The sequence below is a fragment of the Cytobacillus oceanisediminis genome, from assembly GCF_003182355.1.
GTDB lineage: Bacteria > Bacillota > Bacilli > Bacillales > Cytobacillaceae > Cytobacillus > Cytobacillus oceanisediminis_A.
Window position 1 is genome coordinate 192821 of sequence record NZ_QGTW01000006.1, and the last position, 19075, is coordinate 211895.

18 protein-coding genes are annotated in these 19075 nt (G+C 41.8%); 3 read left to right on the forward strand and 15 right to left on the reverse strand.

Annotated elements, in window-relative coordinates; genetic code table 11:
* Positions 1-37: 37 nt before the first annotated feature.
* The 9 genes from DFO73_RS13335 to bioD form a co-directional block, all read right to left on the reverse strand.
* Positions 38-700, reverse strand: coding sequence for a haloacid dehalogenase type II (locus DFO73_RS13335; RefSeq protein ID WP_110065232.1), 663 nt, complete (start codon positions 698-700; stop codon positions 38-40).
* 534 nt (positions 701-1234) lie between these two features.
* Positions 1235-2656 (reverse strand): sensor histidine kinase, encoded by a 1422-nt coding sequence (locus DFO73_RS13340; RefSeq protein WP_110065233.1) that lies wholly within the window; start codon positions 2654-2656, stop codon positions 1235-1237.
* Positions 2640-3326 (reverse strand): response regulator transcription factor, encoded by a 687-nt coding sequence (locus tag DFO73_RS13345; RefSeq protein WP_110065234.1) that lies wholly within the window; start codon positions 3324-3326, stop codon positions 2640-2642. Before DFO73_RS13345 ends, DFO73_RS13340 begins: the two co-directional genes overlap by 17 nt.
* Positions 3327-3397: 71 nt before the next feature.
* Positions 3398-4444 (reverse strand): hypothetical protein, encoded by a 1047-nt coding sequence (locus tag DFO73_RS13350; RefSeq protein ID WP_110065235.1) that lies wholly within the window; start codon positions 4442-4444, stop codon positions 3398-3400.
* Between the two features lie 141 nt (positions 4445-4585).
* Positions 4586-5956, reverse strand: a complete 1371-nt coding sequence (locus tag DFO73_RS13355; protein WP_110065236.1) for an MATE family efflux transporter — start codon at positions 5954-5956, stop codon at positions 4586-4588.
* A gap of 259 nt (positions 5957-6215) precedes the next feature.
* A complete protein-coding gene (locus tag DFO73_RS13360) occupies positions 6216-6578 on the reverse strand; it encodes an ArsR/SmtB family transcription factor (RefSeq protein ID WP_110065237.1) in 363 nt (120 codons plus the stop codon).
* Positions 6578-6994 (reverse strand): SRPBCC family protein, encoded by a 417-nt coding sequence (locus tag DFO73_RS13365; RefSeq protein WP_110065238.1) that lies wholly within the window; start codon positions 6992-6994, stop codon positions 6578-6580. The genes DFO73_RS13360 and DFO73_RS13365 overlap by 1 nt, the downstream gene beginning before the upstream one ends.
* Positions 6995-7126: 132 nt before the next feature.
* Positions 7127-8425, reverse strand: a complete 1299-nt coding sequence (gene bioA / locus DFO73_RS13370; RefSeq protein WP_375137325.1) for an adenosylmethionine--8-amino-7-oxononanoate transaminase — start codon at positions 8423-8425, stop codon at positions 7127-7129.
* Between the two features lie 34 nt (positions 8426-8459).
* Positions 8460-9218 carry a dethiobiotin synthase gene (bioD, locus tag DFO73_RS13375; protein ID WP_309043206.1) on the reverse strand — a complete coding sequence of 253 codons (759 nt, stop codon included), beginning with the start codon at positions 9216-9218 and terminating at the stop codon, positions 8460-8462.
* An 89-nt stretch (positions 9219-9307) separates the two neighbouring features.
* On the opposite strand from bioD, the gene DFO73_RS13380 reads away from it, so the two are divergent.
* From DFO73_RS13380 to DFO73_RS13390, 3 genes are all read left to right on the forward strand, one after another.
* Positions 9308-9889, forward strand: a complete 582-nt coding sequence (locus tag DFO73_RS13380; protein WP_110065240.1) for a biotin transporter BioY — start codon at positions 9308-9310, stop codon at positions 9887-9889.
* A gap of 78 nt (positions 9890-9967) precedes the next feature.
* The gene (locus DFO73_RS13385; protein ID WP_110065241.1) at positions 9968-10768 is read left to right on the forward strand and encodes a DUF169 domain-containing protein; all 801 of its coding nucleotides are present in this window, start codon (positions 9968-9970) and stop codon (positions 10766-10768) included.
* Between the two features lie 104 nt (positions 10769-10872).
* Positions 10873-11487 (forward strand): class I SAM-dependent methyltransferase, encoded by a 615-nt coding sequence (locus DFO73_RS13390; protein WP_110065242.1) that lies wholly within the window; start codon positions 10873-10875, stop codon positions 11485-11487.
* A gap of 166 nt (positions 11488-11653) precedes the next feature.
* On the opposite strand, the gene DFO73_RS13395 is transcribed toward DFO73_RS13390, so the two are convergent.
* The 6 genes from DFO73_RS13395 to DFO73_RS13420 form a co-directional block, all read right to left on the reverse strand.
* Positions 11654-12826, reverse strand: a complete 1173-nt coding sequence (locus DFO73_RS13395; RefSeq protein WP_110065243.1) for a phenylacetate--CoA ligase family protein — start codon at positions 12824-12826, stop codon at positions 11654-11656.
* Positions 12827-13615, reverse strand: coding sequence for an ABC transporter ATP-binding protein (locus DFO73_RS13400; protein ID WP_110065244.1), 789 nt, complete (start codon positions 13613-13615; stop codon positions 12827-12829).
* Between the two features lie 273 nt (positions 13616-13888).
* Positions 13889-15067 (reverse strand): ABC transporter substrate-binding protein, encoded by a 1179-nt coding sequence (locus DFO73_RS13405; protein ID WP_110065245.1) that lies wholly within the window; start codon positions 15065-15067, stop codon positions 13889-13891.
* Positions 15068-15163: 96 nt separating this feature from the next.
* Positions 15164-16225 carry a branched-chain amino acid ABC transporter permease gene (locus tag DFO73_RS13410; RefSeq protein ID WP_110065246.1) on the reverse strand — a complete coding sequence of 354 codons (1062 nt, stop codon included), beginning with the start codon at positions 16223-16225 and terminating at the stop codon, positions 15164-15166.
* A gap of 3 nt (positions 16226-16228) precedes the next feature.
* Positions 16229-17113 carry a branched-chain amino acid ABC transporter permease gene (locus tag DFO73_RS13415; protein ID WP_110065247.1) on the reverse strand — a complete coding sequence of 295 codons (885 nt, stop codon included), beginning with the start codon at positions 17111-17113 and terminating at the stop codon, positions 16229-16231.
* Positions 17114-19021, reverse strand: coding sequence for an AMP-binding protein (locus DFO73_RS13420; protein ID WP_110065248.1), 1908 nt, complete (start codon positions 19019-19021; stop codon positions 17114-17116).
* Between the last annotated feature and the right edge of the window lie 54 nt (positions 19022-19075).

The following is a 19075-nucleotide window of genomic DNA, read 5'->3' on the forward strand; positions in this document are numbered from 1 at the left end:
ATTTTATATTCCTGCAAAAAAAATTAAGTTTACCTCATTATTGTAATATATTTGCCAGTTCTTCCAAGTCCCTCACAATAAGATCAGGCTTCACACCCAATTCGTCAAATGGTTTGTTATTCCGGTTTATCCAGCAGACTTGAAAGCCAAATGTTTTCGCACCTGAAGCATCCCATGGATTGGAGGTAACAAATAGCGCTTCTGTTTTATCAATTGATAATTTAGCTGTTCCCAATTCATACACACCCATATAAGGCTTATAGATTTTCAGTTCATCAACACTAATAACGTCATTAAAGGCTTCTGTCAGATTCGCATTCCTTACAAGCGGATTCAGCATTTGCAGCGTTCCATTTGAAAGAATTGCCAGCTTTCTGTTACTTAACAATTCTAAAGCTTCCCGAACTTCCGGATATGCCTTCAAGCGCAGATATTCATTTAATAAAGCACTGCGGATTTCCTGGCTGGCTTGCAAATCCAAGGCTTTTAATGCAAATATTAGCGAATCCCCGGTCACCTTCCAAAAATCTTCATAACGGTCCATTAATGAGCGAAGCCAAGTATACTCCAGCTGCTTCTGCCTCCATACCTCGCTTATCTGCATCCCTTTCTCCGGAAAAAATTGTTCACATTTCTCCGAAACAGAATGCACATCAAAAAGTGTTCCATAAGCATCGAAAAAAATGGCTTTTACAGTCATATAATTCCTCCTATAAAAATAAGGGCTGTGTTAAACTTGCCTGTTGATTTCCACTCCAGGGACTCAGCGAACCGCGGGCGGTCCCAGAAGCCTCTTCGGAGCATTCACGCCTGTGGGGTCCCCCTTCGACACGCTCTCCCGCTGGACATTGAATAAGCATCCTCGTGTAAGCATCGCACGAAGAAAATGCGAATGCATTTTCGAGGATCTCGCCCCTACCACTCCAATCAACAGGGTGTCAAAATCAACGATAAGCTTTAACATAACCAAAATAAAAAAATTTTCTTAACTATATTCATCCCTTCAAAATAAGGTATATGTACGCGGACACGGTGCCAGCTTTTAAAAAGGGAACAGATTCATGGAAAGTCAACCTTTAAGTCAATATACTACAAACCCTCACTTTTCACCTGCCTAGGTTCCTAATTTCTCTGAAATGTCTGCTTTTTATCATTCAAAACCATCAGCACCCTAGAGCCGAAGATATCAAAATACACAAAAAGGATAGATAAAGCAAGGTGATCTTGCTTACATCTATCCTTTTTCTTCCCATACGATTGAAAAAGTACTGCCAGTATTTGAACTATCCTTTAAAATTAAACTGGCATTTAATGCTTTGGCGAGCAGCTTGCTGAACGGCAAACCCAACCCAAGCCCTCTTACTTTCAGCTTTTTTTGTTCGCCTCTGTAAAAGCGCTCAAAAATATACGGCTGCTCCTCAACAGGTATACCCGTTCCAGTGTCTTTAACATCAATATATTGTCCCTTTAAAGTTACGGTGATATGGCCATTGGTTTCGATTGCCTGTAAAGCATTATTTAGCAGATTAATTAACACTTGCTGCAGGCGGTATGGATCCGTTGACCGATAAAGCGTTTCATTCGGTACCTCGAGGCTATATTGAAAATCGCCTTTTTGGGTTAATGCCCATTGGCGTACAATGTCCTGAACAAGCTTATTCATATCACAGTTTTCAGGACGAATTGAAAAAGCACCAGCTGAAAGAGAGTTGAAATCCAGTAAATCTTCAATCATCTTCTGTAATCGATTGACTTCTTTTAACGTTATATCAAGAAATTCCTGTTTTTCTTCACCGTTGACAACCTCATCCCGGACAGCCTGAACAAGTCCGCTGATGGACGTAACGGGTGTTTTCAGATCATGTGTGACGCCTGCCAGCAATTCTGCCCGGAGTTTTTCAAGATGCATTAGGCGTTCTGTCATTTCTTTAAATGAAGTTATAAGATTATGAATTTCTTCCTCATTAGCTGAAGCTTTTAAGTCAATTTCATAATCCCCTTCACTGACTTTGGCAGCAGCAAACGCTACTTCCTGAATCGGCCGAGAAATTTTACGCGATAGGAAATAAATCACGCTCCAACCGAGCAGCCCCAAACCGACCAGCATTATAAACAACAGGCGGTATTCCTGATTCACATTCGTCAAATCATCAGCGCTCTGTACGACGACAACCCAGCCGACTTGGTTTTCATCAACCGTTATTGGTGTCTTAACAGCGTAAACAGACAGGCCATCCTGCGTTTTCATCCTTTTAACATTTTTTTCGTTCTCCAGCAGTTCAGAGGGCAGTGTTCCGAGCCCCGGACCAGCTTGACTGTTTCTTGGCATGCGGCCAGCTTTTTTATAAAGAACCTGGCCATTTAAATCACTTATAAATACCTGCGGCTCAAATTTAAATTCCAGCAATTTTGCCCTTTCCTCCAGCATTCGGTTAAAAAAAGGATCAAATTCTATATTGCCGTCCTGCTGCACCACCCGATCGGCTGTTTCGACGGCTAGATACTGCATCAAATTCAGCCTGTTTTCAAGAGTTGTTTGCCTGATCCACCACATTGAACCCGCTGCTAGAATAATGAGTCCAACTAAAAGGGTAAAAAGATAGCGGGTCGTCCAATAGCGAAGCAAGGTCGTCCGTTTTTTATTTTTCATAAACATGGAATTGGTACCCCATTCCTCTTAGTGTACGGATTTCACCTTCCGAAGCCGGCCAATCCGACAAAGCCTGCCGGATTCTTTTTATAGCCAAATCGACTGCACGGTCGCTTCCATCATAATCCATTCCCCAAACATGCTCAATCAGCTGCTCCCTTGTAAAGGTTCTGTTCGGCCTTTCTGCCAGAAATAACAATAATGATAAATCACGAGGCGTCAACGTTACTTCTTTTCCATTTAAGAAGATTGTATGGGAATCAAAATTAATCACCAGACTGCCAAATTGCTTTATATGTTCATCAAGGTAAACATTCGGAGAACGCCTTAAAACAGCATTCACACGCGCAGCTACCTCATCCCCAACGAAGGGCTTGGAGATATAATCATCAGCACCTGTATTCAAGCCTTTTAATTTATAATCAATGTCACCAAGCGCCGTAAGCATAATGACAGGACAAGCACTTTTTTCACGGATTTTTTCTAGCACACTCCAGCCATCCATCCCCGGCATCATGATATCCAGAAGGACCAGATGAGGTGATTGTTCGAAAAATAAATCCAATGCTTCCTTCCCATTATAAGCTGTCAAAACTTTATATCCGTCACGCTGCAAGTATGCACTTAAAACCTTGGAAATAGCCAGTTCATCTTCTGCAACCAGGATTTTTTTCATTTTTACCGCCCTCCAATACTTTACTATACAGAAAAATCCCCGAATTTGTATACGGGGATTATCCAAATCTATTAAAGAGCGTCTGTTGATGTTTGCTCAGCTTCATTTTGGCCGCCCATGAACCCTTGCTTTCCGATGCCGCCTTCATGAATTTTTCCGCCATGGCTTTTACCTGGACCATTAATATCCCTTCTATACCCGTCTTTTATGCCCAGTCCCCTCATTTCAATCCCAAAAAGGCCTTGCCCAAGAATTTCTTGTAATTTTTCACTATCTTTCTCATCTATTTCTGCAATAAGCTCAGCTGTTGTTTTATCTTTAGTGGAAATCCCGAGCTCATTGGCAAGATTAGCTATTTTTTTCTCCCTGACTTCCTGAGCAATTTGCTGAAGGTATTTTCCATCAATGGAGATTCCCAGTTCTTTTGCTTCCTTTTTCACCATTTCGGAAGCAACCTCCTGGGCAACTTCGCGGATATCCCTGCCTTCGATTGTTATACCAAGCTTTTTAGCTTCCTTTGTTATGGAGGCTGTGAAAATTTCATGAGATAGAGTCTGTAAATCCTTTCCTTCCGTGGAAATTCCAAGTTCTTTGGCTTCCTTACTTAGAGAAGCTGTCTGAATATCCTGCATGAGGGTCTCTGCATCTTTCCCGTCAGTCGATACCTCTAGTTCTTTAGCCTTTTCTTTTAGTTTTTCTATGCGTATTTCTTCATGCAGGGATTGTACATCTTTCCCATCTGTTTTGATGCCTAAATTCTCCGCTTCCTCTTTTATCTTTGCAAGCATGACCTCTTCCATAAGCTCAGCCGTTTCCTTACCATCCGTTTTTATTCCCAGTTCCTTTGCTTCCTTTTTTATTTCGGCAGTGCGGATTTCCTTAATCAGTGTTTGAGCATCTTTTCCATCTGTCTTAATGCCAAGCTCTTTAGCTTTTTCCAGGATTGATTCAGAATCACCTGCGAAACCATGATGTCCAAATCCCTGGCCTTTAAAATTCCAATTTAAGCTCTTCCCTGTTTCTGCCGAGGTTTCCCCATTTGTCGCAAAAGAGGTGGTTGCATAACCTCCTGCCATCAAAACACCTGCCATCAATAAACCTGCTACCGTCTTTTTCATATGTATTCCTCCTGAACTTTTTAGGGCCAAGCATCGCTTACCCTCGCCTTTACTATATCGGCTCAATATGTCAGGAAGATGTCAAAGGGTCTATTTGCAAAAAGAAAGATTGCCTGTGCCATGACCGGCCAGGCGATTGTTTTATCCTGCTTCCCGAACCTCTGCACTCACAAATTTTCGCTTCTGGATATAGATCAGCCTCATAGACAGGCAAATTCCTGCAGCAAGCAATCCGATTGTTAATCCAATCCAATAACCAGTTGCTCCCATACTTGTATTGTTAGCCAGAAGGAAACCAACGGGAAGACAGACCAGCCAATAAGCGATCAGTGTAATAATAAAAGATATGTTTACATCCTTATATCCTCTTAAAGCCGCTTGAGCTGTAGCCTGGATGGCATCGGAAATCTGGAAGAACAAAGCATATATGAGGAAATGGGCAGTAAGGGCTATAACAGCACGTTCATTCGAATAAAAACCTGCAACCTCATAACGGAACAGAACCACCAGCAGGCCTGTTAACAAAGCAATAAAAATTGATAAATAAATGCCGAGCCAGCTGTATGCCTTAGCATCCTTATATCTTCCTGCTCCGACTTCAAAACCTACTAATACGGTCTGTGCCATGGAAATGCTAATTGGAATCATATACAAGAAAGAAACGATATTCAATGCCGACTGGTAAGCAGCAATCGTTGTTACGTTAAATTTACTTATTAAAATGGTCACAACTGCAAACATGCTTGTTTCAAAAAAGATGGACAGCCCCATTGGCACACCAATTTTTAAGATCTCCTGGCATCTTTCCCATGAAAAGTCTTGAAGGTTACTAAAAATATGGTACCCTGAAAATGGCTCTTTTGTTTTGACAATAAAGGCAGTCATGGCGAGAATAAACCAATACGTAAACGAAGTTGCATAGCCGCCGCCAGCTCCTCCCAATTCAGGAAAACCCCAATGGCCGAAAATAAGGACGTAATTTAAAAAGAAATTAATCGGAAGCGAACAAAATAAAATGATCATAACCACTCGAGTCTTGCCTAGTGCATAAATAAAAGACCTAAGTACGTTAAAAACAAATAACGGAATAATACCGAAGCTAAGTCCAATCAAATATCCGCGTGCAGTTCCTTCTACCGCTTGCGGCAAATTCATGCTGTTCAGAATAGGATTCAGCAAAACTGTCCCGATGATAATCACAGCAAATGCAATGATAAAACCGAGGTACATTCCATTTTTCACAATTGATGTAACTTCCTTATTCTTTTTCTCGCCAAATCGCTGTGCCGCAATCGGTGATACAGCCATCAAGATACCGCTGAGCCCGGTAAAAACAGGATTCCAAATCGAAGAACCAATCGCAACTCCGGCAAGGTCGGAAGCATTATATCTGCCTGACATGATCGTATTAAAAAAGACCATCGCAAACATGCCAAGCTGCGTAATCAAAATCGGGATCAGCATAATCGAAATTTGCTTAACCTTCTCTTGTAAAGTAAATGTCTGATACATCGCCAAGAACTCCCTTAAAAAATAATGAACACAAATTTCATTATATTATATCTTTTGAGAGAAAGACCTAACTTTTCAGGTGAAAATTTTTATCATCCTTGGAAGTTGATTAAATTTAACCGGAAGTTGACGATAAAAATAGCAATGTTGACGATGTTCATTCTTTCTAATTTAAAAAATGCAGTATTTTTATCACCATAGGCCAAAACTTCTCCCTAAAAAGAAAAAAGAGCCTATCACAAGCTCTTTTTCTGAAAAATCATTTGCTTTTTTCATCCTTCTCCACTATATTCAGCCCATCATCACCGTCTTCAACAATATGTTTGAGCTTTAGCAGCTTATTATTCCAAAATTGCTCGTAAAACGACAGCCACTGCTTTAATTCTGTCAGCGGTTCGGGCTGCAAATGATAAATTTTTTCCCTTCCAACCTTTTTCCCGCTGACCAATTCAGCCTCTGATAATATGTGAAGATGTTTCGATATCGCCGTACGGCTAATCGGAAAATGAGCGCTGATCTCGGAAATTGGACGCTCTTTTTCAGCAAGCAGCCTTAGAACTTCTCTTCTAGTCGGATCGGCAATTGCCTGAAACACATCATGTTTCTGGGCAGACGAACTCATTATTTCTCTACAACCTTGCCAAGGTTCTCCAGAATTCCAGTCCAGCCATGTGACATTCTTTCACGGATAACCGCGCTTTCCTCATTAGCTTTCGGAAGAACAGCATCAGGCTGCTTCCATCCTCCATGAATAAGAGTGAATTCTGTTTTTCCGCCCAGATCTTTTAAAATAAACGAAACTACCCAGCCATCTTTATCCCAAGTAAAAGAAAGACGATTTGGCTCATCCAATTCAATAACCTTGCATGGAGACGGACCAAACGGTGATTGCAAATGAAACTCATAACCCAACTCAGGCTTAAAGTCATTCGGCATAAACCAGGATTCAATTCCCTCTGATGTAGAGACTGACTTCCATACTTTTTCGATTGGCGCATTAAAGATAACGGTTTGTTTGATATCTTGCAGTGTTTCCATCATGAATTCTCCTCTACAATAAAAAGTACAACCATTAGGTTTCGCTTTTTATTATATAAAACCATTTGGTTTCATGTCAACAAAACAAAAACGCTTGGGCATAATTTTCCCAAGCATTCATCAAATAAATTCTCAAACTGCTGACTTTTCTTTTTCCGTTACCGCTTTAATAGAGTCTGCCATTATTTCAACCATCTTCCTTATTTGTTCCTCCGTACTCGCAAGCGGCGGCATAAAGACCACAACATCTCCAAGCGGCCTTGTCAGCATTCCCCGTTCCCGCATTTCGAGAGTTGCCTTATAACCTATTCTCTCTATCCATGGATAAGCTTCCCCTGTATCTTTGTTTTGAACGAGTTCAATCCCGCACATCAAACCGGCCTGGCGGATATCTCCAACATGTGCAAGTTTTTTTAATGTTTCTAATTCAGACTTGATAAACTCTGCTTTTTTTGCTGCCTGTTCCAAAATCTTCTCTTCATCATAAATTTTCAAATTTGCCAAAGCAACGGCACAGCCCAGCTGGTTGCCTGTATAGGAATGTCCATGGAAGAAAGTCTTCATTTCTTCATATTCTCCATAAAATGCTTCATAAATTTCTTCTGTTGTAAGCGTTACAGCAATTGGGAGATAGCCTCCGGTTATCCCTTTAGCAACAGTCATTATATCCGGCTGGACATCTTCATGCTCGACCGCAAACATTTTTCCTGTCCGGCCAAACCCTGTAGCGACTTCATCTACAATTAAAAGAATATTGAACTCCCGGCAAAGCTCTTCTAATCCTTTGAGATAGCCTTTGGGCATCACATTCATCCCTCCCGCTCCCTGCATAAGCGGTTCTACTGTAATAGCTGCAATTTCATCATGATGGTCATGAAAAATTGTTCTTAATTCTGACAGTGCACAATCCCTTATTTCTTGTTCATCTTTCAATGGATTACGATATACAAGCGGAAAAGGCGCTTTTATAGACTCAAACATTAGCGAGCCATATACACGGTGAAAAAGATCCACATTGCCAATGCTTATTGCGCCAACCGTATCTCCATGATAATTGTTGGATAGGGTCACAAACTTCTTTTTCCTCTCCTTCCCTAGATTTTGCCAATATTGATACGCCATTTTAACCGCGATTTCAACAGACGTTGCCCCGGAATCAGAGTAGAACACCCGCCTTATTTTTTCAGGCGTAATTTCTATTAGTTTTTCCGCAAGCTCAATAGCCGGTACATTGGCCGCTCCTAAAAGCGTGGAATGGGCAATTAATTCTAGTTGCTTTTTAATTGCTTCATCCAATTCTTTTTTCTGGTGGCCATGTACATTCAGCCAAAGGGAGGAATAGCCATCCAAATATTCCTTCCCGTTTATATCCTTTAGAATTATGCCCTCACCGCTTTCAATAATTAACGGGTCGCGCTCATAATCAGTCATTTGAGTAAAAGGAAGCCATAAATGATTTTTACTGCTATCTAAAAGAGCTTGTTTGTTTATCAATTGCGATCTCCTCCAATATATCAAACTTAGAAAATACTTTTTCCAGCAATGCAGGATTTTTGATTGCCTCAGATGGGTTTTCCATATAAGGAATTACGCCAATAACAGGAACTTTAGTAAGCTTTTCAATCATCCATTGATTGTCCAGCTCGACAGCTGGATCTCCTATATGTAATTGATTCATAACAACCCCGGCAACTGGTACACCCTCTTGTTTTAACTTATCAACCGTAAGGACTGTATGATTGATAGTGCCGACTCCAGTCCGCGCAACCACAACAGCCGGAACTGCTAATTCCTTCATTAAGTCAAGCATAGAGTAACCCGCATCCGTTAAAGGGACAATTACTCCTCCAGCTCCTTCAATCAGGACTAAATCGGATTTTGCTTCCAGTTGTTTATAATGGTCAATGATCTTCTCCTGCTCAATCCTTGTTCCTTCTTCCCGGGCTGCCAAATGCGGAGAACAAGCCTTTTTAAATAGATATGTATAAGCTTCTTTGTCATTTAGCTCAGGATTTGCAAGCTTATAAAATTCAACATCAGGCGCTGTAAGTTTTCCATGTAAAGTATCTGCACCGCTTTGTACGGGTTTGTATGATGCAATTTTTACTCCTTTTTGTTTTAGGTAGCCCGTCAGGAGTGTAGAAGCCATCGTCTTGCCAACATCCGTATCAGTACCGGTAATAAATAAACTTTTAATAAAAATACCCCCTTTTGTAAACCTTATTTACAAAGAGGTTAACATATGAGAATATATAATTCAATTAAATGTTAACCAAAATAATATTGAGTTGACAAAAAATAAGGGGGTTAAATATGAAAGGATTAAAAACACAGGATCTGGTGCTTTGCGGTTTATTTGCCGCCCTAATGGGAATTGGTGCAAATCTGTCACCTTTTTTAATGATTGGAAGTGTGCCAATCACACTGCAGCTTCTGTTTGCCATTTTAGCTGGAGGTATTCTCGGAAGCCGAATAGGCTCAATGGCAATGCTTGTTTACATGTTTATTGGTTTAATAGGGGTTCCTGTTTTTGCACAATTTAAAGGCGGCCCTGCCCAGATATTAAGCCCGACCTTTGGATTCATTCTATCTTTTGTTCTTGTAGCTTTTGTAACAGGAAAATTAGTTGCTGAGCAAAGGAAAGCAACAAGAAATCACTACATATTTGCAGGTTTTTTAAGTATACTATGCAACTATTTTATCGGAACGAACTGGATGTACCTTTCTCTTAAGCTATGGGCAGATGCCCCTAAAGGATTCAGCTATAGTATGGCTTGGGGGTGGATGGCGGCATATCTCCCTCTGGATTTAGCCGTAACATTTGTATCGTTTGCTTTATTGCCAAAATTACAGAGATCACTGAAAAAGTCTTTTACACTGAGAGCAGATATCTGATAGATTTTACTCCTAAATAAGCAGGTTAAACCATATAATTTACAGAATATTATATTTACAAGCTTTTAAGGAGGTTTAATGATGCAGCAAACTGTCCATACACAAATGCTATCGGAGCTGGAAACTGCGATTCATACATATGTGCGGCCTGACACCTTTCCACTTGCTATTAGGGTAATGAAAAAAGAGGAAATTATGCCTGATCGGGTAAAGCGTCCTGCTAAAGATTTCGGCAAAACGTTCAGCATCTGCCAGGGTGTTACAATGGCAAGGCGATATGGTTGGGCTCTTGCCATGGGTGGAGAGGATTTATCCTGCCCAATTGCCAAAATTGCATTTGGATTTGAAGAAGAACTGGACTATTACACCAATGGAAGCCTGACAGATGGCATGTACACAAAAACATGTGATTTGGGAGCTTTAACGGAAGCGGCTGTTCCAAAGTTTACGAGAGAAGAAGCGGGAACAGTTTTGATGGCTCCACTGGGAAGGGCAGCTTTTGAACCAGAAGTGATCGCAGTCTATGGGAATTCTGCACAGGTTATGAGGATGGTTGCCGGAGCCCTCTATCATACAGGCGGGGAAATCACTTCTACCTTTACCGCAAGAGCTGATTGTGCTGATATCGTCATTAAAACAATTAAGGCCGATAAACCGCAAGTCATTCTGCCATGTTACGGTGATCGTGTTTTCGGCCAGACTCATGATCATGAAATGGCCTTTACAATTCCTTATTCCATGGCGGAGGAGTTCATTGATGGGTTAAAGCAAACTCACAAAGGCGGGGTCCGCTACCCTGTTCCAACCTACCTGCAATATGAGGCTAAGTATCCGGATACCTACGAAAAGCTGAACGACATGTTCGAAAACAAACTATAATCATTCAAGCTGGTACTTTTATTATTAAGGTACCAGCTTGTTTCATTTTTGCAAAAAGGTAAAATAGAGAAAGGAACGTAAACAAGAAAAGAGAGATGAACATAATGAGAAACTTTTTCCCATCCATATATGATCTAGCCATGCAGCCGCTAGAAAAACGGAAATTCCAGCAAATACGTAAAGAGATTCTCTCGCATGCTACCGGTCGTATATTGGAAATTGGTGCAGGCACTGGCATCAACTTTCCATTATATAAAAACGCAGAACATGTTGATGCCATTGAACCAAATCCAGGAATGATCGAACAGTCTTATACGCGAAAGGCTGCTGCAGCTGTTCCCATTCAAGTCCATCAGCAATCAGCCGAAGGCCTGAATTTTCCTGATGATACCTTTGACACAGTTGTTGCTACACTTGTTTTCTGTACGATTCCAGACCCTGAAAAAGCACTGCAGGAAATCAAAAGGGTAAGCAAACCCCATGCAAAAATACTATTCTTTGAACATGTGAAAATGAATCATCCCATTCTCGCATTTGCCCAGGAAGCCTTAAATCCTCTTTGGAAACGAGTATGCGATGGCTGCCATCTAAACCGTGACACACTGCACACCATCCAGGAATCCGGACTGCAGGTGACAAACTTGACTTCTTATTATAAGGGATTGTTTTTGGTGGTGGAGAGTCAGAATAAAAAAGCAATCGACCTTCCTTCTCGTTGATAGGCAATTTGGTTGTTAATCTGGTTTGTTAACGACCATTGTTCTATTTGTTTACTTATTATCGTTGATAATCCTGCTTACTTAACTACCTTTTTTCTCTTAGTTTGGCCATTATCGTCGTTAATCCGGCACAATAAAAAAGAAGGCTTGTCAGCCCTCCATCAATCTAAACTTTTTTTAATTCGTAATTCCGTTTGTCTACTAGCTTTTTTTCTTCCTTTTTAAACCTGCCGCAAGCTGTTCTTTCTATAAGGGGCTTAACCCTGATGACATCCTGAATCTTGGCAGCTAATCCAGATTGTAATTCAGCTTCGGATTCTACTAAAATTCTAAACTCATCCTGTCCCTTATCATTTGTGACAATAGCTTGGAAAGCTGAATATCCTGCTCCCTCTAAGACTTCTGAAAGCTGCTTTTCTCTTACGAACATTCCTTTCACTTTAACGCCATCGCTTACACGGCCGAGCACTCCCGCAATCCTTTTCCCTTCATAGCCTTCAACCCAGCGTGAAAGGTCACCCGTCCCAAACCGGATGAGCGGGTAGTTTTTATCAAAAAGCGAAACGACCACCTCCCCCTCACCTGCTGAAACTTCCTTCCCTGTATGCGGATCACAAATTTGCACAATGGCTGTACCCGTCACTTTTAGACCGGGCCCTTGTTTATCCTCAAACGCCAGGCAGCCGCAATCCGCTGTCCCATATCCTTCAAAAACTGAAATGCCATTGTCCTCGCACCGTTTCCGCATTTGTACAGTGAGCATTTCCGCCGTAAAAAATACTTTCTCAATGACTATTTCCTTGCCGATCTTCCATCCCTTTTCTTCTATTGCGTCAAGCAATAGATTAAAGAAGCTGGGTGTTCCTACATAACCGGTTACTTTGACATCCTTCATCACTTGGATTTGCAGCTCCCGGTTTCCTGTTCCTGCGGGAACCACAGTTGCCCCTAATTCGCGAAGAGCCGAGTCAAACATAAAGCCAGCAGGTGACAGGTGGTAGGAGAAAGTGTTTTGTACAATGTCTTCATGGCCAAAACCAGCCGCATGAAGTGCCTCTGAAAAACGCCAAAAATCTTTTTCATGGGTTTGCGGGTCATAGATTGGGCCTGGTGACATAAAGATCCTTGCCATTTCATTTGGCTTCATGGCGGCAAGGTTTCCGAAAGGCTGGATGGCAGCCTGCAGTTCAGGCAAACGATCTTTTTTAAGTACAGGAATTTTCACTAGATCCTTGATCGATTGAATATCATAGGGTGCTAGGCCGGCTGCATCAAGCTGCCTTTTAAAACCCGGAACTTTCTCATATGCATACTGAATCATATCCTTCAGCTTTTCCACCTATAGCCACCTCTTTCTTCTTTTATAGGATTTAATATCCTTATAGCTTTTCCGGCCTTTATCGCCCATGCCCAGGTAAAATTCGCGAACATCCTGATTGGAAAGCAATCGTTCCACTGTCCCGTCCATCACGATCCGGCCATTTTCCATGATATAGCCATAGTCTGCAATCGAAAGAGCAACATTTGCATTCTGTTCAACTACGAGAATAGTCGTTCCCTCTTCTTCATTGATTTTTTTTATGATGCCAAAGATCTCTTTCACTAATAGCGGCGCTAGTCCTAACGATGGTTCATCCAGGAGAAGCACTTTAGGTTTGGCCATTATGCCTCTGCCGATGGCGAGCATTTGCTGCTCCCCGCCTGATAGATAGCCCGCCTGGCGGTGCTTCAGCATTTCAAGCTTCGGAAAATAATGATACACTTTTTGGATATCACTTTTAATATTTTTCCGGTCCTTCCGGGTATGTGCACCAGCAATTAAATTATCTTCTACAGAAAGATGCTTGAAAACGCGTCTGCCTTCCATGCATTGAAAAATCCCTTTTTTCACAATGGTTTCTGCATCGCTTACATCAATCCGCTCGCCGTATAATTCGATAAAACCATCAGTTACTTCGCCATTTTCACTTTTTAGCAAACCGGAAATAGCTTTCAGTGTAGTCGTCTTCCCGGCACCATTGCTACCGAGCAGGGCAACAATTTTCCCTTTAGGAACGACCATTGACATCCCTTTTAGAACAAGAATGACCTTATCGTACATTACTTCGACATTGTTAATTGTCAGCATGCTTTATCCTCCTAGCTTCTTATCTCGCTGAACTTGATTTTCCTTTGTTATTATCTTTATCTATTAAGCCGTTTCAAGTTTATTCTTCAGTTTTCGACTTTTATTCTCTAAATCTGACATTTCTTTGCTGTTTTAAGCATTTTATTCGCCAATCCTTTCAGATTGTTCGCTAAATCCCCCACTTTATTCGCTAAGTTCACAATTTCGCCTAATAACAGCTTGAACCCTTAAAATTCAACAGGAGGCGGGTTATCAACCTCGCCCCCAGTCTGTTTAGTAGCCGATATAGTCTGTGAACACTTCGAACTTCCCGTTTTTAACTTCTGCCAAACGGATTTGATTTGTGCCTGCATGGCTGTCGGCTGTGAATGTAACTGGTGCAGCCAATCCTCCAAGGTCAAGGTTTGAAATTTTCTCAAGTCCAGCACGGATGCCTTCGCCCGTTGTCGGATCTTCAGCAAGCTTTATGCCTTCAACCATAATCTTGGCAGACACCCAGCCCTGGATAAACTTCTGGTTTTTGTCTTCCAGCTTTTCACCCTTGCTCTCTACATACTTTTTAACCTCTTCCATTCCTGGAAGGTCTTCATACGGGAATGCATGAGTTACGACACCGATAAAGCCTTCAGCAGCATCGCCGGCAATTGGAAGCAAACCTTCCCCAGTAGCCCAGTTTAAACCAATAAATTGTGTATCCAAACCAAGCTTTTTAGCATCCTTTAGAATTGTTGCCGTTGCTCCCCATGTTTGGTTAATAATCGCATAGTCAGGATTTTTCTTTTCCATATTCAATAATTGTGATGTTGCATCGAGCGTCTTCAAGTCAACAATTTGTTCATCAACAATTTCTATGCCATTCTCCTTGGCATAATTCTTGGCATCTTCGATTGGAGACTTCCCAAATGCGGTGTCATTGTAAATTAAAGCTACAGTCGGTGTACCGCCAGTATGATTGTCTTTTATCCACTTTAATACAGATCTTGCCTGGTCTGAATAGGAAGCGGCAGCCAGGAAGTTATATGGGCTTTCATCAATATTTTTTAGGTTCTCAGAGTAAGAAGCTGAGATAAATGGAAGTTTGTCAGCTGCAACCTGCTGGCGAAGGGCCTCAGTATCACCCGTACCCCATCCTAAAATGGCAGCAACTTTATCTTTGGATTTTAACTTTTGATATAACTTCTGTGCTTCAGGAATTTTGTACGCATAATCATCACCGATTAATTCCAGCTTATTTCCGTTGATATCCTCGCCGGCAATGGATTCAAAAAATGCTTTTTCCCCTTCTGCATAAGGTGTGCCTACATCACCGGTACCGCCTGTCAGGTCAAAAATACCGCCGATTTTTACCGCGCCTTTTTTATCTGCCGCTGCTTCCTCACCGCCGCCTGAACAGCCAGCCAGCACTCCAGTCATTAGTGTTGCTGCCAATAAACCTGCCCAAAATTTTTTCATTTTGCTCCCCCTTATTCCTTCTTTTTTTATTAAAAATTGAAAGTATACTTCCTATCAAATACACTTTCAAAATTTTCAGATATTATTGCCCGGGAATTAATATGAAAACGGCCAAAGCTTAAAATAATCCTTAATATTCTTCCAGATCTTCGCAAGTCCCTGTGGTTCATAGATTAAGAACAAGATGATTACCAGTCCGAATACAACTTCCTTCATGCCGATTAAGACAGCTGATAAGTCTGGGAAAACTCCGCTTAAAAGCTCAACCCCAGATCTAAGGACAACTGGCAGAAGTGTTATAAACACGGCTCCATAAATTGACCCGAACACACTGCCCAATCCGCCTACGAGTATAATTGCCAAATACTCAATGGAAACTGTAATGCTGTACAGCTCTGGACTTACCACCATTGTATAGTGGCCCAGCAGGGCACCTGCAATTCCAACGAAAAAGGAACTTACAATAAATGCCAATACCTTATATTTAAACAAATCAATTCCCATTACTTCTGCTGCCACATCACGGTCACGGACAGCTATAAATGCCCGGCCAACCCGAGAGCGGAAGAGATTGAGGGTAAATATGGTTGTAATAACCAGAACAACAAACATCAGATAGTAATAGCTGCGCTCGCTGTAAAAAACAAATCCGCCCAGTTCCGGCCTTGATAGCACCATTCCGGCTGTTCCGCCTGTTAACGAGTCCCAGCGAGAAATGACAAACAGGATAATCACTTGTGCTGCCAGGGTAGCGATAGCTAAGTACAGTCCTTTCAGCCTTAGCGATGGCAAACCGAACAATCCGCCCACAACCGCCGTAATAATACCTGCAGTCGGCATGGCAATCCAGAAGCTTAACCCCAGCTTGGCTGTCAGAATGGCAGAAGTATAACCTCCCACACCTAGAAATGCACCTACCCCTATTGAAATCTGCCCGGTAAAACCGGTTAAAATATTTAATCCGATTGCTCCAATTGCAGCAATTCCACAAAGTGTAGCTAAACCAATCACATAATCGGAGGCAAACATCGGGAATACCGCGAAAACAGCCAGCAGAATGAATACCCGCATCCGCACTCTGGAAATTTTCCAGATGGCCATATCCTGTTTATAATTCACATGGAATTCTCCACAATCCATTACAAAGGGATTTCTCATCGTTTACACCCTCTCGATTTCTTTTTTTCCGAACAAACCATATGGCTTGAACATCAGGATTAATACGAGGATGACAAACGGCATCACTTCTTTCAGACCGCCTCCAACCAATGGATCCAGGTAACCGCCAGTCAAGCTTTCAAGTATGCCGATAATGAGCCCGCCAATAATGGCGCCCGGAATACTGTCTAGCCCTCCAAGGATGGCAACCGGCAAAACCTTCAATCCGATAGCCGAAAGGGAAGCGTTAACGCCATTAATATTCCCAAGCAGGATTCCTCCGACTGCTGAAACAATCGCAGCAATTGCCCAGGCTACAGCAAAAATCATTTTGACGCTAATCCCCATTGACATAGCCGCCTGCTGGTCATCTGCAGTGGCCCTCATTGCAATGCCAAGCTTTGAATATTTGAAAAAGAGGGTAAAGATGCCAAGCATGATAAATACGATTAAAAGTGACCAAAGATAAACCGGTGCTATCACGATTTCTCCCAGCTTAACCGGCTGTTCAGAGAAAACCTTTGGAAATACACGTGTTTCATGCCCCCAAATAATATGAACAATCCCGGCAAGCACACTGGATAAACCAATGGTTGCCATGATCATCGAAATAACCGGCTCTCCGATAAATGGCCTTAATACGATTCGTTCAATGACAAAGCCAAGAACTGCACTAAATATTAATGCAATTAACAATGCGGCCACAAAAGGTATGTTGTATGCTGTAATAAGCGTTAAACACACATAGGTTCCAATCAAAAGGAACTCACCCTGTGCAAAGTTGATGGCATCGCTGGATTTATAGATTAATACAAAACCTAATGCCACCAATGCGTAGACACTTCCTACTACAATTCCTGTTACAAGCATTTGCAAGAAAAAGATCATTTAAGCTGCCCCCTCTCCTTCATCCATAAAGATGACCTGAAGTGTCGTTTGGATGGTTTGTTCTATACCGTCACGATATTTGATGGTTCCATTAACCTTAATCTTTTTATCCTCGGTGTATAGACCATCAATAAGCAATTCATACTTTTTGGCAACAAATTGCCTGCGTACTTTCTTTGTTCTCGTTAGTTCTTCATCATCTGCATCCAATTCTTTGTATAGCAGGACAAATTTCTTCACACGGGCTTTTTCAGGAAGAGACTGATTGATTTCCTGGACCTGTTTTTCAATTAAATCAAGGACCTCCGGCTTAGAGGACAGATCTGTATAGGTTGTATAGCTGATCTGGTTCTTCTCCGCCCACCGACCCACATTCTTCATATCAATATTTATCATTGCAACCACATAAGGCCGGTCCTTGCCAATTGCTACAGCCTCCTGGATATAGGAGCTGAACTTCAGTTTGTTCTCAATAAATTGCGGAGAGAACATCTCACCGGTATCAAGGCGGATAACATCTTTAATCCGGTCAATGACATACAAATGCCCTTCCTCATCAAGCCTGCCGGCATCCCCAGTATGCAGCCAGCCGTCCTGAATGGTATCTTTCGTACTTTTTTCATTTTTGTAGTAGCCCTTACAGACACTTGAGCTTTTAATAAGAATTTCACCTTCCTCAGAAATCTTCACTTCTGTTCCTGGGATGGGTATGCCGACGCTATCCAGCTTGATGTCTCCATCTCGATGCACAATTGAAATACCGGAAACCTCTGTTTGGCCGTAAATGCTTTTCACATTTACTCCGATGCTGTGAAAAAACTCAAACACATCCGGTCCAAGCGGAGCCCCTCCCGTATAGGCACGCTTGATTTTCAATAGCCCTAAATGGTCTCGAATGGCACTGAACATTAGGTAGTCCGCAATTTTATATAGAAGTTTTGTGCCCGAACTTATCGGCTTATTTTCAAAATGGGCTTTAGCGACTTTCTCACCAATTGGCTTGCACCAGTTATATACCTTTCTTTTCAGCCAGCCGCTATCCTGAATCTTCACCTGAAAGCGGGAAACCATGTCTTCATAGATTCTGGGCGGCGAAAACATTACCTGTGGGCCAATTTCCCGCAAATCCTCCAATACAGTTGTCGGTTCTTCCGGGAAGTTAATCGTCATCCCGTTATATAGTCCCATAGCGATTGTCATCATTTGCTCGCCAATCCAGGCAAGCGGCAGAAAAGAGACATATTCATCCTTATCTGTCAGCGGATCTATGCTTGATAGATTTTTAGCCATTTCTACAAGATTTTGATAGGTTAACATGGTGCCTTTCGGATTTCCGGTTGTTCCGGAAGTATAGGAAAGTATGGCGACATCATCTGTGGTACCTTTGTCAACTTCATGCTGAAAAAATGCAGGGTGCTGTGATTTGAATGTATTGCCCAGTGCCAGCACATCTTCAAATTTAAGCAGAAATTCCTTCTGATAATCTCTCATTCCTCTAGGATCGTAATAAATGATCGTTTTCACTTTAGGAATTGTTTCTTTTATCTCCAGGAGTTTATCCACTTGCTCCTGATCTTCAGCTACCACAATCGTGGCATCACAATCATTGATAATATAGTTGAGTTCGGTTGAAAGGGATTCCTGATAGATCCCGACGGATATCCCGCCTAGGCTTTGTGCCGCCAATTCACTGATTACCCATTCAGGCCTGTTATCGCCCATAATGGCAAGCTTATCTCCTCTTTCAAACCCCAGTGTTGCCAACCCAAGGCTGAAGTTTTTTACCTGGTCTAAAAAATCCGCATATGTGAGTTCGTTCCAAATACCAAACTCTTTTTCTCTCAAAGCTACTTGCGAACCATTTTTGTAAACCCTTTCAATTAAAAGCTGCGGAAATGTCAAGCTCATCGAATTGATCCCCCCTCCATAAAAATTAAGATATAATTACAGCCGCTTTTTGTT

Coding starts and splice junctions, on each gene's coding strand:
- DFO73_RS13335 (WP_110065232.1), bottom strand. CDS start 700: ATGACTGTAAAAGCCATTTTTTTCGATGCTTATGGAACACTTTTTGAT.
- DFO73_RS13340 (WP_110065233.1), bottom strand. CDS start 2,656: ATGTTTATGAAAAATAAAAAACGGACGACCTTGCTTCGCTATTGGACG.
- DFO73_RS13345 (WP_110065234.1), bottom strand. CDS start 3,326: ATGAAAAAAATCCTGGTTGCAGAAGATGAACTGGCTATTTCCAAGGTT.
- DFO73_RS13350 (WP_110065235.1), bottom strand. CDS start 4,444: ATGAAAAAGACGGTAGCAGGTTTATTGATGGCAGGTGTTTTGATGGCA.
- DFO73_RS13355 (WP_110065236.1), bottom strand. CDS start 5,956: ATGTATCAGACATTTACTTTACAAGAGAAGGTTAAGCAAATTTCGATT.
- DFO73_RS13360 (WP_110065237.1), bottom strand. CDS start 6,578: ATGAGTTCGTCTGCCCAGAAACATGATGTGTTTCAGGCAATTGCCGAT.
- DFO73_RS13365 (WP_110065238.1), bottom strand. CDS start 6,994: ATGGAAACACTGCAAGATATCAAACAAACCGTTATCTTTAATGCGCCA.
- bioA (WP_375137325.1), bottom strand. CDS start 8,425: ATGACTGATTATGAGCGCGACCCGTTAATTATTGAAAGCGGTGAGGGC.
- DFO73_RS13380 (WP_110065240.1), top strand. CDS start 9,308: ATGAAAGGATTAAAAACACAGGATCTGGTGCTTTGCGGTTTATTTGCC.
- DFO73_RS13385 (WP_110065241.1), top strand. CDS start 9,968: ATGATGCAGCAAACTGTCCATACACAAATGCTATCGGAGCTGGAAACT.
- DFO73_RS13390 (WP_110065242.1), top strand. CDS start 10,873: ATGAGAAACTTTTTCCCATCCATATATGATCTAGCCATGCAGCCGCTA.
- DFO73_RS13400 (WP_110065244.1), bottom strand. CDS start 13,615: ATGCTGACAATTAACAATGTCGAAGTAATGTACGATAAGGTCATTCTT.
- DFO73_RS13405 (WP_110065245.1), bottom strand. CDS start 15,067: ATGAAAAAATTTTGGGCAGGTTTATTGGCAGCAACACTAATGACTGGA.
- DFO73_RS13410 (WP_110065246.1), bottom strand. CDS start 16,225: ATGAGAAATCCCTTTGTAATGGATTGTGGAGAATTCCATGTGAATTAT.
- DFO73_RS13415 (WP_110065247.1), bottom strand. CDS start 17,113: ATGATCTTTTTCTTGCAAATGCTTGTAACAGGAATTGTAGTAGGAAGT.
- DFO73_RS13420 (WP_110065248.1), bottom strand. CDS start 19,021: ATGAGCTTGACATTTCCGCAGCTTTTAATTGAAAGGGTTTACAAAAAT.